Annotated in this window: 11 protein-coding genes and 2 pseudogenes; 6 read left to right on the forward strand and 7 right to left on the reverse strand. The window is 58.4% G+C overall.

Annotated elements, in window-relative coordinates:
• Positions 1-81: 81 nt before the first annotated feature.
• Positions 82-399, reverse strand: a pseudogene (locus W930_RS0118350) (ParB/Srx family N-terminal domain-containing protein); the annotation flags it as partial.
• 124 nt (positions 400-523) lie between these two features.
• A pseudogene (locus tag W930_RS28035) lies at positions 524-1,357 on the reverse strand (DUF932 domain-containing protein).
• Positions 1,358-1,978: 621 nt separating this feature from the next.
• Here W930_RS28035 and W930_RS0118360 point away from each other — a divergent pair.
• The 6 genes from W930_RS0118360 (at position 1,979) to W930_RS28050 (ending at position 8,214) form a co-directional block, all read left to right on the forward strand.
• Positions 1,979-2,227, forward strand: a complete 249-nt coding sequence (locus tag W930_RS0118360) for a plasmid stabilization protein (protein ID WP_028731221.1) — start codon at positions 1,979-1,981, stop codon at positions 2,225-2,227.
• A complete protein-coding gene (locus tag W930_RS0118365; RefSeq protein WP_028731222.1) occupies positions 2,224-2,643 on the forward strand; it encodes a type II toxin-antitoxin system VapC family toxin in 420 nt (139 codons plus the stop codon). Before W930_RS0118360 ends, W930_RS0118365 begins: the two co-directional genes overlap by 4 nt.
• Before the next feature lie 294 nt (positions 2,644-2,937).
• The gene (locus W930_RS28040; RefSeq protein ID WP_161782800.1) at positions 2,938-4,194 is read left to right on the forward strand and encodes a DNA methyltransferase; all 1,257 of its coding nucleotides are present in this window, start codon (positions 2,938-2,940) and stop codon (positions 4,192-4,194) included.
• A 22-nt stretch (positions 4,195-4,216) separates the two neighbouring features.
• Positions 4,217-5,203 carry a hypothetical protein gene (locus tag W930_RS28045; RefSeq protein ID WP_051610663.1) on the forward strand — a complete coding sequence of 329 codons (987 nt, stop codon included), beginning with the start codon at positions 4,217-4,219 and terminating at the stop codon, positions 5,201-5,203.
• Positions 5,200-7,257 (forward strand): hypothetical protein, encoded by a 2,058-nt coding sequence (locus W930_RS0118380; protein WP_028731223.1) that lies wholly within the window; start codon positions 5,200-5,202, stop codon positions 7,255-7,257. Before W930_RS28045 ends, W930_RS0118380 begins: the two co-directional genes overlap by 4 nt.
• Positions 7,258-7,263: 6 nt before the next feature.
• Positions 7,264-8,214 carry a hypothetical protein gene (locus tag W930_RS28050; protein ID WP_051610664.1) on the forward strand — a complete coding sequence of 317 codons (951 nt, stop codon included), beginning with the start codon at positions 7,264-7,266 and terminating at the stop codon, positions 8,212-8,214.
• A 123-nt stretch (positions 8,215-8,337) separates the two neighbouring features.
• Here the strand turns inward: W930_RS28050 and W930_RS28055 are convergent, their stop codons facing one another.
• From W930_RS28055 to W930_RS28060, 5 genes are all read right to left on the reverse strand, one after another.
• Positions 8,338-11,631 (reverse strand): DEAD/DEAH box helicase, encoded by a 3,294-nt coding sequence (locus W930_RS28055; protein WP_152552664.1) that lies wholly within the window; start codon positions 11,629-11,631, stop codon positions 8,338-8,340.
• A 97-nt stretch (positions 11,632-11,728) separates the two neighbouring features.
• Entirely contained in the window at positions 11,729-12,505 is a 777-nt protein-coding gene (locus W930_RS0118395; RefSeq protein ID WP_028731224.1) for a Hachiman antiphage defense system protein HamA, read from the reverse strand.
• A 309-nt stretch (positions 12,506-12,814) separates the two neighbouring features.
• On the reverse strand, positions 12,815-13,531 hold the full coding sequence (locus W930_RS0118400) for a hypothetical protein (RefSeq protein WP_028731225.1): 717 nt from the start codon (positions 13,529-13,531) through the stop codon (positions 12,815-12,817).
• Positions 13,528-14,361 carry an endonuclease NucS domain-containing protein gene (locus W930_RS0118405; protein ID WP_235195559.1) on the reverse strand — a complete coding sequence of 278 codons (834 nt, stop codon included), beginning with the start codon at positions 14,359-14,361 and terminating at the stop codon, positions 13,528-13,530. The genes W930_RS0118400 and W930_RS0118405 overlap by 4 nt, the downstream gene beginning before the upstream one ends.
• 603 nt (positions 14,362-14,964) lie before the next feature.
• A complete protein-coding gene (locus W930_RS28060; protein ID WP_036656118.1) occupies positions 14,965-16,158 on the reverse strand; it encodes a site-specific integrase in 1,194 nt (397 codons plus the stop codon).
• Positions 16,159-16,161 lie beyond the last annotated feature (3 nt).

Here is a 16,161-nt window from a genome sequence, read left to right on the forward strand (position 1 = left end):
TTCGAAGCGAACGTCTGCTTCGTGGTTTCACCGCCCAAGGTTTGCTTGCGTGTATTGATCCATGCCTTTACTTTGGTCGGTTTTCTGTTCGAACAGGAGGTCGAGTGCGGCCTCGCGGCGCTGACCGGCACAAACGCCGTATTTGCGCTGCCTGCCGCGCGATCCCTTTATCTCGTGGACGACGAGGTTTTGCAGCAGACCCTTGGCCAGGATATTGGCGGCGAGGCCGGGAATGCCCGACAGCGGTTTCGTGCGCGCATTGAGTGGAGAGGGGCGTAGGGTGGAATACGGAACGGTCACAACGGTCACGATGGACTGCTCGTTGCCGAAGTGAGATTCGAGCACGGTAGCCGGTTCAGCGGCATTTACCGCGGTTGTGGTTTCGGATTGGGGTTGCATGACTGCCTCCGGAAAGTGGAAACGAAGGTTCCGGGGCGGGCAATACGGAGTTCCGTCAGGACTCGACCCGCAGAGGAGTCCTGATAGATGATGAGAAGGGGCAGCTTTCCTGCCCCTGTCGTGGCTATGCCTTCATCTGGCGCATTGCGTCCGCGAGCATCCAGAGGGCGCGGTTGAGCTTCACGTTCTGGTCGATGCCGGTGATTGGCCGGGTGGACATCGAGCGGCCCGTGCGTGAGCGTCCATGCAGCCCGCCCTTGGTGAGGTTTTCCTGCACGCGGTTAAAGACGGTCCAGAGGTCGTCGCGGCGATCCTCGAAGCGGCGCGGGGCGGGCAACTGGCTGTCGGTGACCGGGGCCGGTGCCTTTGCGTCGGTTGGGTCGTAGCGCAGCGCAAGTGCGGAGCGGGCGAATGCGTGCTGATCGTCGCGGTCGAGCGTGACGGCGCGCATGCCTTCCTCTTGCTCGCGGATCAGGTCGAAGCCGTCGAGCACGACGAACGCACCGTTGATCACGTTCTGGACGATATTGCCCTTATGCGGGACGCGGACATCGGCAACGTTGTCACCTGCCACCATGCCGTTCTGGCAGACAAAGCGCAGCATGCCCACGAGCATCTGGTAACCGCTGGTGCCATCGTGCAAGTTCAGCAGCACGATTTAGTTGGCTTCCTTGCCGGTAATTTGATCGGCGTGACGAAGCCGCAGCATGTGTTTGGTGTATTCGCGGCGGTCGTCGTGCCGTACGCGCGTCTGGCAGACCATGAAGGGTTGGAATCCCTCGTTGCGCAGTCCGCGCAGGACGTCGATGGTCGGAATGTAGGTGTAGCGTTCGGAGCGGCTTTCGTGCTTGCCGTCCGCAAAGATGGATGGGGCAACGCGGCGAATCTGGTCATCCGACAGAGGGGAGTCGGCGCGAAGAATTGGGGAGCCGTAACGGAAAGAGGAAGCGAGTTGCATGGCAATCTCCACAGTCAAGGTTGAGGACCTGAACCGGGCGACGGGATGTGACTTGCCGTTGTGGCTGGACACATCCCGGTGGAACTTGGGGTTGGCTTTGCTGCCGTTAGGCTCCCGGGTTCCCGCCCGTGCGACTGGAGGAGCCGATAGCGGGCAGGCGTCAAGGAAAAAGGTGAGGGAGGGGGCGGGCAACACGGTCCCTCGCACCTTGATGCCTGCCCGCTATCGGCTACGGTCGCGGGCTAAGGGCGGGAACCGGGGAGCCGGAAGCATGCCGTGCCTCGGGTTGACCGGGCAGGGACACAACTGGAGGGCTGGAAGATGAGCGGGGTTGACTGCTGCGCCAGGGATTGATGCCCGATAGGGACGAGACGCGGGGCGCGGCTCGGCGCGCAGCGCGAAAGCCCGGTCCCGACGCGTTAGCGGCGGGAGGTGCCCAGTTGGCATGGAGTGCGCAAGCCCCTTGCGCACTCCATTGCCAGCGAGTGGCGGAAGGCTTGAAACGTGGCAGCTGTGCGGCCGCGAGGCTCTTCAGGCTACTGTGCTGCTCGTGCCAGAGTTGAGGCTTCCGTAAGTTGCAATCATTGATTAAAATCGAATCATTGATTATTGGGAGGGGCAATGGCTAGCATGACCATCCGGAACATCGACGAACAACTGAAAGCGAGGTTGAGAATTGCGGCTGCCCAGCACGGTAGGTCGATGGAGGATGAGGCCCGCGACATATTGCGTATTGCACTTTCGACCCAGCAGCCTGGCAGCCAGCAAGGCATTGCGGAATCGATCCGGAGCCGGATTCAGCCGCTAGGTGGCGTTGAGTTAAATTTGCCCGCGCGCGAGCTCGTTCGAGAGCCGTTGGACTTCGCATGATAATTTTGGATACCAGCGTCCTAGCTGAAACATTGCGACCATCTCCCGAGGAAAGAGTGATGACGTGGCTGGATGCCCAGCCGCGCGGCTCGCTTTTCACAACCACTGTAACCAAGGCTGAAATCCTGTACGGCCTTGGATTGCTTCCTGAAGGCGCAAGAAAGACTGATCTCACGCGGGCCGTCGGTGCGGTATTTGTGGAGGACTTTGCGCGCCGACTGCTCAGTTTTGATAGTGACGCCGCGATAGCATATTCGGGCATTGCTGTTTCGCGTCGAACCTGCGGGCGTCCGATCAGCCAGTTCGACGCAATGATTGCCTCAATTGCCCAGTCGCGAGGCGCCGTCCTGGCCACGCGCAATACCATGGATTTCGTTGACTGTGGTATCCAGACAGTCGATCCGTGGACTGCCTGAGGCTAGGGTCGTCGCAAACGAAAACCGGTTCGAACAAATCTTTGCCCACTAATGACAAAAGAAGAACACGCGACTGCCGCAGCGCAGAGCGACCCTTCGCTATGCGCGACAGTTGACGTACAAGCCCAGGGCAGTAGCCGGCGGCAGGCTAGGCGCACCAGCGCCGAGGCGTCTCGATCGGACCGGGGGGAAGTGACGACACCATATCCAGTTGACACTTCCCTGGTTCTCAAGGCAATGGTGGAGCGGTATGCGAGGAATGGACGCGCCCAGAATGTCTCGTTCCGTAAGCTCGTGAACTGGCTCAAGGTCGGTGAGCGCGCCACGCACTATCTGCATCCGTATCCGGCGAAGCTGCTACCTCAAATCGCGCATTTCTTTCTGGCGGCAGAAAACCTGACCAAGCGAGGAGACCTGGTTCTCGATCCGTTTGGGGGGTCCGGCACAGTCGCGCTGGAAGCGATGCTGGCGGGAAGGCGTGGCCTGTATGCTGATGTGAATCCGCTTGCCCAGTTGATCGCGCGCGCGAAGACGACCCCGATTGATCCCGCGAAACTGCGCGCCGCGCAGACGCGGGTTCGGCAACGCTATTCGACGATTGATGAGCGTGAGATACAAACGCCCGATGTCGTGAATCTACCGTACTGGTATTCGTCTCTCGTGATCGCGTCGCTGTCGCGAATAAGAGATGCCATCGAACAGGAAGGCTCGGGAGAGATACGGGAGTTCATGCTGGTGGTCTTTTCGGCCACGTGCAGAAAAGTCAGTCGCGCCGACCCACGTCTTTCTGTGCCTGTGAGAAAGAAGAGTGAAGTCGATACGGCTTTGACGGAGGATCAGGTTTTCGACGTCTTTGAAGAGCAATGCCAGACCAACATTCGCCGCATGGAAGCGCTGTACCGATGGGCCAATGGCGAGAAGCCGATCGGAACCGCAAAGTTTGTGGGTAATGACGCCAGGGCGCTCAGGCAACCGACGACCGGTCCCGGCTGCGGTATGGCCAAGCTTCGCAAAGACAGTGTTGCACTGATCGTGACGTCGCCACCTTACGCCGGTGCGCAAAAATACATCCGTGCATCGAGCCTTAGCCTGGGATGGCTGGGTTTGGCAGGCGCGGACGGTTTGAAACCCCTCGAAAATGCGTCCATCGGTCGCGAGCACTTGCCCAAGGCTGCATACTCGAAGCTGACTTTGACCGGGGTTGACCAGGCTGACCGCCTGATACGGCGCATTCACGCTATTAATCCGCTTCGCGCTGCCATTGTCTCGACCTACCTCATTGAGATGAAAGATGCGCTCAAGGAGATGAGCCGCGCTCTCAAACCCGGTGGTCATCTTGTGCTGGTGGTCGGCAACAACGAGGTATGCGGCTTGCCATTTAAATCTTCCGACTATCTGAAGGCGGTGTGTGAGCAGCATGGACTCGAGACCAAGCTCAGGCTAATTGACGAGATAAAGTCAAGGGGACTTATGACTAAGCGTAACAAGACCGCGAGCGTGATAACGCGCGAGTGGGTCTTGTTGTTTCAAAAATCCGCGGAAGCTCGATAAGACAGAGGTTACGGGATTGCAGATGGGCGAGACATACGAAAAGCTGATCGAAAGAATCATGGTCTTGAACGATCGTGTCTGGGAGGGGCGTGTACCCCGTGCGAAGATCGATCAATGGCTTGAAAATTTCACCGGACGGGTGGCGGATGTAGATGTCGAGCGTCTTCACGCATTGTTCTGGTTATCCCAGTTCATGTATTTTGGGAGCAGGGAAATACGCGTGCTTCTACGCTCGCTTTATCGTGACCTGTATCTGTGCCCGATGATTCAGGAGGTACGTAGCAGTCTGCCGGCAGAGGCCGACCTTGCAACGCTTCGCGCTGCCGTGAAGCGGGAGGTGGCAAATACAAGGTTTTTCGGCGTTGGTAATCCGTCGGAAAGTGGCGTGCACCTGCTCTACTATTTTCGCCAGGAGAATCGCCTCGACAAGAGCAACTTCATGGACGCAGTCCAGATCTTCGCCCGAGGCACGGGCGCTGATGGCAAGGAAAGGCGCGAACTTCGCAAGCCGGACGTTACGCGTTATGTTTTCCTCGATGACATCTGCGGCTCCGGGCAAACTGCAATCGACTATTCGGGCGAGATCTTGGCGGATCTCGTCAGCCTGAATCCGGACGCGTCCGTTGCCTACTACAGCATGTTTGCGACGGTCGACGGGTTGAAAAACGTCAGAAACGAGACCTTGTTTGGCGAGCGATGCGGGGCAGTCTATGAACTTGACGCGAGTTACAGGTGTGTGTCACCTACGTCTAGGTATTTCACGACGATGGAGTACCCGGAGATCGATCCCAGCCTCGCATGCAGGGTCGCGAAGGAGTACGGAGAATTCATCGGATTCCCTTCCCAGCACGCATGCGGGTACAGTGATAGCCAGATGCTGATGGGTTTCCCCCACAATACGCCAGACAACACGTTACCCATCATCTGGGCAGATGATACCGTCCATGGCGGGAACAAATGGTTTCCCGCTTTCAGACGGTATCCGAAATTTCTCGGAGAGGACGAATGAAGGTTACGCAACGTCAGGAGAACCCGTTCGATCTTGTGAAGGCAAGCGATTTTTCGGACGAACAGATCAGCCAGTACTGGGTGGATCTTGCGGATGGCGAGGCGCGACTGTTCAATCTGTTCAAACCGACCCTGACCATGCCGATGCTATTGCTGGGCGGGAAAGGAAGTGGCAAGACACACCTGATGCGCTACTACTCCTCGACTGTCAGGAAGATTGCCTTTGATGGTGATTTGCTGAGCGCGGCGCGTACTGACCAGTATCTCGGTATCTATGTGCGCGCAGATGGTCTGAATGTGGGCAGATTCAGTGGAAAGGGGGTCGACGAGGACACCTGGTCTGCGGTTTTCAGCTACTACTTCGAGCTTTGGCTGGCAACGCATTTCATCAAGTGCATCCAGGATTGCGATCCGCAGCGGCTTGAGGGCTTCAACGAACATCAGTTCGCAGTAGACGTCTGTGACCTCTTCAGTACAGCGCCGCAGGACCACCCTGCGTCAATGAAGGAACTCATAACCTGTCTGGCGTCGTTGAGAAAACAGATCGATCATGTGGTGAGCAATATCGCTACCGGTCGCCGAAGAATTGACGAGATCGATATTTGCGTGTCGCCAGGCGATCTGGTGTTTGGGATTCCGGAACTGCTAAACCGGCATACTTCGACGCTCGAGAAGGTCTTGTTCATCTACATGATTGACGAGATCGAGAATTTCACGAGCGCCCAGCAGCGATTCCTGAACGCACTGATCCGGTACCGACGCGGTCCGGTGTCGATCAAGGTTGGTGCGCGGCTTTATGGTATCCGAACCAAAAAAACGCTGGACGGATCTGAGGAGGAAATACGTCAGGGAGCTGAATACGAAGAGGTGAAACTCGATGAGTGGTTGCGTGACCACGACTCGGGTTACCGTACGCTGGCGGTACGGCTCATCGAGAAGCGCCTGACTGAGGCCGGCTTTGCGTCTCCCGGCGAGGATTGGGCCGGGCGTGTGGAGGCGATGTTCGAGTCGCTGCAGGCCGAGCGGAACTATCAGGCTGTATCGCTCGAACTCGTCAAGAAATTTGACGAACGCGGCGATGAGCGACCGTACTTCGCCAGACTCAGGCGGCGTATTGCTGACTGGAGTGGCTGTAGTGACGCAGCGGCTGCCGAACAGGTCGCGGATGAGGTGATTGGCAATCTGCGGATCCTGGATTTCCCGCTGCTTGAGAAGGCGAACGTCTACTTGTTGTATAAGGATTGGGATACCGCGTCGGTGCTGATTTCGAGATCCCGGGAGATATCAAAGGCGGCCTCTGACTACCTGGCCGGAGGCAAGCGGATTTCGAAGGCCTATGGAGAGACGCTGGACCATTTCAGGTCAGACTTCGTCGCGCAGCTATATAAGGACTGTGATCGTCGCGTTGTATACGCGGGACTGGACACGCTGATCCATCTCTCCCAAGGCATTCCGCGGAACTTGTTAGGTCTGTTGAAACAGATTTATCGCCGCTCGCACTTTTCTGGCGAGAAGCCATTCCAGAGCGGCAGTCAGATCAGTATTACATCACAGGCTGACGGAATCCGGGACGCGGCCGCGTGGTTTTGGGACGACGCACAGCCGGACAGCCATGGGCCGGAAGCCAGGCGGGCGGTGCAGGCGCTGGCGGAACTGTTTAGTGGTGTGCGCTTTAGCCTGAAGCCCGCCGAGTGCGATCTCGGTACCTTTACAGTCGCAGCGGGTGTCGGCTCCAGGGAGGCGCGGGACGTGCTGGATCACGCAGAGAACTGGTCCTATCTGGTCAAGGTGAAGGGGGGCGGAAGTGACCGGAACGACTCACACGCCGTCGCTGACAAATATCAGCTTAGCCCAATGCTGGCTCCTCGATGGGAGGTCTCTGAACACCGGCGTGGAACCATTGAACTAAACGAGAACCTGTTCAATGCGATCTTTGATCCGCGAACGACCGCAGAGCACCTTGACAGGCTGAGCCGGGAAAGATTGCGGGGCATGGTAGAGCCATATATCAAGCAGAAAGATCGTCCCCATGATCAACAAGAAAAGTTGTTCTAATCAGTTATGAAGCTTGAATATCTGGCGAACCGTAAAAGCGTGCTCGATCTCTCCGGCAACATCGACGAACGTTGGGATCTCTTCATTTCTGCGTTCAATGACAGCCGCCGTGTGCAGTCGGTGTTTTCTAGTTTTCCCGCGAACGCGAAACGTTGGGTCGTGCTTCCCGAATACGGCTACTCAAGCACTGAAATTTCTGCCTTGCAGGATCCGATTGTGCCTGGTATCGGGGCCAACGAGGCAGACGTCATCCTTGCGGTTGCACAGAGCGTTGGCATGGACAATCTGTGCTCGGGCCGTCTCTGCGTTGATATGACGGGGTTCATGCGTCCGCACATTCTCTATCTCGTCAAATATCTGTCCGATCAAGGCGTAAGGCGCTTTGACATGGTATATACGGAACCAGCTCACTACTCACGCAAGGAGAACACAAGGTTCTCGAATGAACAAATCGAGTCTGTCCGGCAGGTAATGGGATACGAGGGGATGCACGACGATGAGATGGCTGGCGACGTGCTTGTTATTGGCGTCGGCTATGACCACGCACTTGTATCCCGCGTCGCGAACGATAAAGACGGTTCGAGACTTATCCAAATGCTTAGCCTTCCTTCGCTGAGTGCAGACATGTATCAGGAAAGCATCCTGCGGTTGGATAGGACTGGCTCGATCTTCAATCAGGACATGGAAGACCGGATGTTCTTCGCGCCGGCGAATGACCCGTTTGTCATCGCAGCAGAACTTAGCGACAAGTTTCAGGAAATTCAGAATCGTAGTCACGTCACAAACACTTATTTGTGCCCGCTTGCGACCAAGCCTCAGGCGTTGGGATTTTCCCTTTTTTATCTGAGAGAGCTGGTGGATTCAGCCGCTAGCATCATTTTTCCATTTGCAAGGCACTATGATCGCGAGACAAGCAAGGGCGTGGGTCGGACGTGGCTATACGAGGTCAACCTGTGACGCCAGCAAACGGACAGTTGCGGCTTTTTTCTGTAGCGCTCCATGCCATTGCTCAGTGCCTTGTGTCTATCCGCGTCGCGAATTGACAGGAGGCGCCGGGGTGAGGCCGTTTCGCGAGGAGGTCTATTGAGGCTCTCGCCATGCGGCCAGGCCGCGTCCTTGCCGGAATATCCGGGATTCCTGGCGGTCCCCAGCGAACGTCACTTCCATCAGTGATGGCTGCACGTGCTCCAGCCTCTGCCGGATTTCGGTGACGAGCCGGTAGTCCGGTGTCATGACCGATACTGCGCCAGTCGCCGGGTCAAGATGAATGCGGCCAGGGAACCTCGGATCGGCGAAGTCGGGCACTGGACCTCTCAAAGGCCATTCCTGCGTGTTCCACTTGTGACTGGCCGTGACCAAAGCGTCATTGCGAAACTTGTTCCAGATCGCTGATGTCTCCGGTGTCGGCCATGCAGGCTGGCTTGAGAGCGCTGTGATCTGCGGGCTCGATAGCCAGCGATTCATTTCAGCGTTGCCTGTGAACGTCGGGTTTGTCGCGTGGACCGCCGTTATGGCGGCTACGCGTGATGGCAGACCGTTACGAATAAGCATTGCCATCATCGCGGACGGTACGCCTGTTTCCAGTGTTGCCGCAGCGCCTCCCTCAAGGACTTCCGAATCGCCACCGTAGGCGCGTCGCCGCATGCGGATGGCCTCCATCGCCCAGACGAGCCGGTAGATAAACGCATCCTCGATGATGCGCATGTTCTCCAGACCGATCTCGGAAACCTCGGTGCCTTGAACCCAGGATCTGAGCAGTGCCTCCCAGTTGGCAGGTAGAGGATCGTCCGGAACAAACGGGCGTATCGCGAATAGATGCCGCCCGATTGCGATGAGTGCCGCGCTGAGCGCGTCGGGGTCTTCCCGCAGGGCCGCGATATCCGCCTGATCGAGCGTCGCCGTAAGTTCATTACCGATCGCATCGATGGCTAAGCCGGATTCCAGGCTCACACCCATCGCGAATATTGCTTTTCGCTGGACGAAGGTTGACCGGTTCCAGATGAGCCGCGCGCGGGCCTGCAGTATCCATCGTTGATCATTGTGCGAATGCTGGGCCAGTCGGGCGATCTGACGGGACCAAAGAGATCCTACAAGCGCTTCATCAATGAGACGAGGAAGATCGGCAATGTCTGCGTCTAGCGCCTCGACCAGCCCGAGGACGGTCGCATCGAGCTTTTCGATCAGATTCTCGATCGGTTCGGTATCGTTTGGCTCATCGTTCGGAAACCATGCGTCTTGAGCGTTGGTTAGGTATTCCATTGCGTCGGCACGCGCGAATACGTTGGCGCGCCTGAGACGCTCGAGCACCTGCGCGACGATGATCACGATACCGCTGGTAAGTGATCTAGCTCTAGCGGAGTTCACGAGCGTTCGCCACGCACGAATTCTCCATGGCAGCGGTTCATACATCACATGCAGTACGAGACCTTCAAGATCGACGAATGCGCGTCCTGCCCGACCCGCGACGTTCGCAAACTCCTCGCCTAAGAGCGGAACGCCAGCCCTGTAGAGGTTAGGGATCAGCAGGACAGCTGCATTAAGATTTAACCCCTGCGCCAGTGTGGGGGAAGCGATGGTGACCCGAAGAACATTGGCTGAGAGTAGTGCCTCGACCTGGCGAAGAAACGGTCCAGGAAGTCGGCCGTGATGAATGGCGACGCCGAGCCCAAGACAGTGAACGGCCGGATGATTCTGTCCCAGCCACTCCCTGCCGACCGCCATCGCCTGCGCAACCAGATTGGCATCTTCAATGAGGGGCACGAGGTAGCCACGCCTGTGCAGATCGACGATCGCCTCGGCGTATCCCTCGACGTGGTCCCGCTGGGTACAAAAAACAAGGGTACGCTTGCCTTGTGTAGAGAATTTCCAGGCGGCGGCCAGCGTCAATTCTTTGGTGTCGCGTGGAAACGGCACCCTGCGGCGACCGCGTCCGGGTTCTTGTTCAATGAAGTGGCGAATGAAAGGGCCATCGGCTTCCAGGTCGAAGCCTAGTCGAGCTGAGCGCCCCAGCCACGCCAACGTCCCGAAACGTTGCCGCGTCGGACGCCAACCGGACTGGATCGGGGCGCCGGGAGAATCATTGCGTATCCATGCGGTAAGGTCGTTGAGCTGGTCGCCTTCGGGTAGTATTGCCGAGAGGCAAACGATGCGACGACGGTTGCTGTCTGGCCGACGAAGCAGCCGTTGCACCAGGTTTTCGTAGCGTATCTCCCGTTCGTTGGGACCGATCAGATGGCCTTCATCGAGCACAACGAGTCCAATATCGTCAATGATTGTGCGGTCATTGCGGAGCGCGAAATCCAGCTTTTCTGGAGTCGCAATTACGATGTTCCTTGACCGCAGCGCGTCCTCATCGCCAAGCGCGGCGCCGCTTGCGCCATAAAGTGATGACACGGAAAAGCCAAGGCTAGAAAAGGTTTTCCGGAAGGATCGTTCGGTCTGGGCCGATAGAGCGCGAAGGGGGGTGACAATGAGCACACGGGCACCTGAAGTCAGTGCCATGAGGGATGCAATTTCCGCGATTCTCGTTTTACCGGCGCTTGTCGGCAAGGCGACCACAAGATCGTCCGCGGTATCCGCGGCACGACGAGCCGCCTCGGTTTGCGACGGCCATAGCTCAATTTCGGCAACGCGTCTAGAGAAGAGTTCGCCGATGAAGAGTTTTCGAAGCGCTTCATAGTTCTCTACGCCAGGTGGGCCGATGCGCGGGAGAGTGACGTGAAGGCTGCTTTGCCACAGGTCGTCGATCAGATTAAGCGAGATGCGCGCGATCCACCACATCGTCACGGCGTTGGCTCTTTTTGCCAGCGCGGTAGCGCGCTCCAACAGCGATCTTGCCTCGTCGATCAGTGTTGATACTCCAGTCTGGAGGCCAAATTCAAAGAAAGCCAGAGCGCGGAACACGGTCGAAGACAGGACAATCTGAATGACATCGTCGACCTCGAGTTCGTTCGCGCGTACCAGTTCAGTGATCCGTTCATCATTGTGACCGGGGTCGAGCAACCAGTCGCGCGCGCGTGTGCGCAGCGTATTAAGATCCCGGAGAATGAGCAGTGCGACAGCGTCTTCGGCGGGTGACGTATTGCGGGTGCCGGAGGGTTGCGCGAGAAGGGAGAGGGCCAGTGCGGAATAACTGCCGAGATGGAAAGCTGCTGCGCCGGCAATGCGGTATAGCCCCCGTGCCGGATCATCCGGGGAGCCGTTTTGCACGAGCGCTTCGAAGGCATTGCCCGCCCGCGTAAATCCGTGACGCCAGAGGTCCGGGGCACCATTGGCTTCGCGGAGTGCCAAGGACGCGCGCATAAGGGAGAAGGCGTATTCCGCCAGGTCGCTATCGATCGAGTCACCGAATGCCGGTGCGTCTTCGGCGAGCAATCCGTCCCGGCGGATCAGCGCCCGGGCCTCACCCCTTGCCTGGAGGCGTCCACGCGCGCCGTCTGCCGTGACTTGTATGAGAAACGCAGTGAGTTCGTCAATTGTCTCCAAGGACGAGCGCTCCTTCGTATGCAGTTCGAATGAATTCCTGGTGATCCGCTATGTGCAGGTGAACTACAACATGATTTCTGTCCAGACTCGCGGCGCCGAGATCTGTTGTGAGTGCCCGCGGCGGCCCGTTCCCGGACATCGTAAATAGCGCGTGGTTGACACGGGTCGCCGGAACCGATCGTAGCGCGACTTCGTCCCGGATCTTCCTGCCGAGCGTGGCGGGTGCTCCCTCCCGATCCATGAGACGGTCGGCGATGAACAGCAGTGACGTAGCTGTTGGCCGCCCGTCGTCGCGCGATAATGCGGCTCTCGCTTCGGCAATGGTAGCTGCGGTGAGGTTGGCCCGACTTTTGGCTTCCCCCTTAAGCAAGTGCAGTTCTTCGCCAGCGTCGGTCCTGATTCCTATGAAGTCGTCCCCGCGCAGGGCCATTTCGCGACCATCTTTATAGCGAAGCCGTCTCACAGGCACCTCGAAACCCAACTGTTCTTCGACCAGCTCCGTCGCAAGGATTTCGCCAAGCTCCCCCGAGCGTGCACGCGCCGAGCGCGGCATCCGCTCCGCGAGAATGGCGGCAGCCCCGGCGTAACCCAGAGCTTCAATGTCTTCTGCGATCCGTGCTGTTTCGTCGTAGTGAGAGCGCATCACTCCCGGCAATCGAGCGACAACTTCAGCTCTTCCACCGTCCCGCTCAGTAAATTTCAACAGGCGTTTGCGGCCATCCTGTTCGACCTCGCATGCACACCACTCCTGGAATAGCGTCACTTTCTTGTCCCCCCCGGATGGTTTTCTGTGCGGTAGCGGAGATTGTACCGTCACCGCGCAAAGCCTTGCCCCGTTTTCCGAGACGCGTCTCTTGTCATGCGATCTGAACAGTCCGAGCACTATGCTAGTCGGATTCCCGCACCGTCAAGACCAACGTTGAGATCGTGCGGGTCGCCGACATCAAGGAGGTCACTGCCAAGATCCACGAAGCGGCGGTGGCACTGCATGGTTGATCACCAATACCGCAAACAAACCCGTGTGGGAGCGCTGAGCGCAGGTGGGCAGCACCGTCGGCGGCTTAAGCGAAGGTCATAGGCGTTTGTGTAGACGAAGCGTTCGAAAGCAGCGCCTCCACCATGCCCCCTTAGGGTATGGGTCCGGGAGGTTGCAGAAGCGGCGGGTAACTCGGTTCTCGGTGTCGTCTAGGAACAATCTCAGTCCCACATTGCCTGGGCGCGGGTCCGTCTCTTCGAAAATCCGATCAAAGTCCGCATGTTCCACCGGGTCTGGGCGACCGTCCGGCCACTTCGCGAACGCGTGGACGATGACGGCGGAATGCGGTTCAATCCCGCCGGTGCGCTGAGCCCGGGGTGCTGCGATCGGTTCGCGGTAGTAGGTTGGCTGGTGGTACGCGTTACCTTGGAGCGCAAGGTAGAACAGGTGGCGCCAATGTTCCTCGTGATCGTCGGCGATCCGGCGGTGGACCTTGACCACGATCTCGTTTTTCAGCGCCTTGTACGTTTCCAAATTTCGGGCGGCGGTCAGCCAGTTCAACCGGTCCGCCGGGACCGGCTCCGTCTGGGCGCCGTCAACGGTCAGGGCGCTGTACGCGCGTTCGAGCGCGCGGACGGCTTGGTCGAGGAGCGCCGCGTTCTTCTGATAGCGCAATGGGCGGGTGATCGCGAAGACCGAGATGAGTACCGTCACCACCGACACGGCGCCAGCCAACAACCGCAACTCGCCTTCGTTGAGGCCCCCGACGAACGACACCACTGCGGTCCAGGCCGGCGACAACCACGCGATCATGTTCGACCTCCCGGCGCGGGCACGGTCAGAGCGACTGGCGTCAGCTCGACGCTCAGGCGGTATTCCATGAGCTGAACCCGCGGGGCGACCTTACCTGCGTATTTGAGCTTGTCGCTGATCAAGTTCGCCACGATCACACCGGACACGTTCTTGCCGTTGGCCAAGTGGTGCTCGATCCATCCCATGTAGCGTTGCACTTGGCCGAGGGCGGCGTCCGGCCCTCGGCCAAGTTTCAGCTCAAACACCACGAAATTGCCCTCGCGGTCCCGGAAGATGACATCCGCGGGCCCGCAGTCGGTCTGGTACTCCACGCCATCCCGACCGTCCGCGTCGACGAACAGGCTGAGGGGGCCGTGCGACGTGATGTTGGGAGGGTTGCGCGCTAAGTAGTCCCGCAGGTGGCTTTCGAGCGCGAACGCACCGCCGCCGAACCCATCGTCTACCGGTTCCGCGCCGTCAATGTCGGGCATGGCTACCGCCTCCTCGATGGCGTCGTCCAGGCGGCGCACAGCTAGGCCGTCCGACGTCTGCTCGATCGACCACAAGCCGTGCTTGTCCGCGTCGTACCACACGACGCGACCGCGGCCGGTGGCAAAGAGGAAGTCGTACGGACCGTTCGCCAGACGAGGCTTTTTGTTTTCCGGGTAGTTAACCCGACCGACCCGGTTGACTGTGCAGATGGCTATCTGGCAGGCGATGGTTGCTTCGTTGAGGTCCGGGTACGCGCGCAGCAGGAGTTGCTTAATCTCCACGTTGCTTGTCTCGCGGCCCAATGGAGCCACGGCTTCGTGGATGAGTTGCCAAATGGGCGGTCGGTTGGTGGTGCTCACGGGTCAGTTTGCTCGCGTTAATATTGTCGTCGAGTCCTGCGCTTATACGGTATCCAGGACCGCACTGAAAACGGCCTGACGGTATCAGAGCCGGTATTGTGCTAGCAAATTGTTCTGAGGCACTAATTCCCGCGATCTTTGAAACATAGCGGGGGGGGGATTTTCTGGTGTGGTCTGAAGTGAGTCCCTAAGTGCCGAGCGAGATTTTCGGTATTGCTGGCGGTATCGACAACGCGTGGTCGGGCCGACACGCCATGCCCACGCGGCTCTAGCCGCTGGGTTGACAATCGAGTGGGGATGATATGGCGCGTTGGGGCCAGCCCGATCCCTGCACGGTCACTAGGCCATTTTCGGACGCTCGGACACCTGTGGCAGGCGGCCTCCCGCCAACTGGACAAAGTGCGCTACGCTATACGGCGCGCTTTGAGTCTGTGGCCGCTCGCGGCTCTTTTGGCCTGCCCTGGGGCGGTTCGCGCGTTTCCTTACTGCCTCGCCGACGAAAGAGCAGGGGATCACCCGTCTACCGCGCAGAAATGGCCGCTGTCTGATGGATTGCCGTCATTTAGCCGGCCCAGCGACGAGCAGGACAACTGATTAACGACGTCACGGTGAAGCAAGGTGCGTCGACCAGTCGGTCATCATCGCTGCGCGTTTTTCGAGTAGATCACCGCGCGCATATGCTGCCTCGGCTTTATCTTTCAGCAAGTGGGCGAGCGCAGCCTCGGCCACTTCTCGCGGGTAATGCGTCGTTTCACCGACCCAATCACGAAACGTGGATCGGAATCCGTGGGCCGTCAGATCTGATCGGCCCATGCGCTTCAGCAACTGAAGGAGCGCCATGTTGGATAGCGGTTTATCTTTGCGCTGGCCGGGAAAAACGAACTCGTTCTGCTTAATTGACTGCATGTGTTCTAGCAAAACCTTGGCGGCCGGCGACAAAGGTATGCGGTGTTCCTTTCCTGCCTTCATGCGTTCCGCGGGGATTCTCCAGACTCCCGCCCCAAGATCGAACTCGTCCCAGCGAGCTTCGATGACTTCGCTAGTGCGCGTAGCCGTCAATATCAGCAGCTCCAGCGCTTTCGCTGCCATCGTGTTGGTGGCCCGTAGTTGCACCATGAATTTCGGTGCGTCGACATAGGGAAGGGCCGCGTGATGAACTACTGCCTGGACCTTGGATCGTTTGGGAAGCAAGTGGTCCAAGTGCCCTTTCCATCTCGCAGGATTTTCTCCAGTACGGTGTCCACGTGCGGTGGCCCAGTCGAGCACAGATTCGATCCGGCCACGCAGGCGCGACGCTGTTTCGGTCTTTGAAGTCCAAATTGGTTCGAGCACCTTCATGACGAGCCCGGTGTCAATATCCGCGATCGGTAGCGAGCCGAAATGGGGCGAAGCATAGGTCGCGAGCGTGTTGCGCCATTGATCCGCATGCTTAGCGTTCTTCCAGCCGCTCGAATGAGCGTCAATGTAGGCCGCAGAGCATTCGTCGAACGTGGTCACCTTGACCGCACTGACCTTTGCCAATGCCTGATCTTGTTGCTTCGCGTCGAGTGGATCGATTCCCGCGAGAAGCTGCCTGCGAACGTCGAGTGCCTTGATGCGAGCATCTGACAGACTGACTGTGTGGACGGGGCCAAGACCCATACCACGAGCTCGACCGTTCCTCATATACCGGAACAGCCAAGATTTGACTCCTCCCTTAGTGATCTGCAAGTAAAGACCTGCTCCGTCGCCATAAAGTCCAGGCTTCGATAGTCGATTGACCTGGAGCGCGCTAAGTTTGTTGATTGCGTTTGCCATACT

The organism is Pandoraea sp. E26 (genome assembly GCF_000681415.1).
GTDB classification, from domain to species: domain Bacteria; phylum Pseudomonadota; class Gammaproteobacteria; order Burkholderiales; family Burkholderiaceae; genus Pandoraea; species Pandoraea pnomenusa.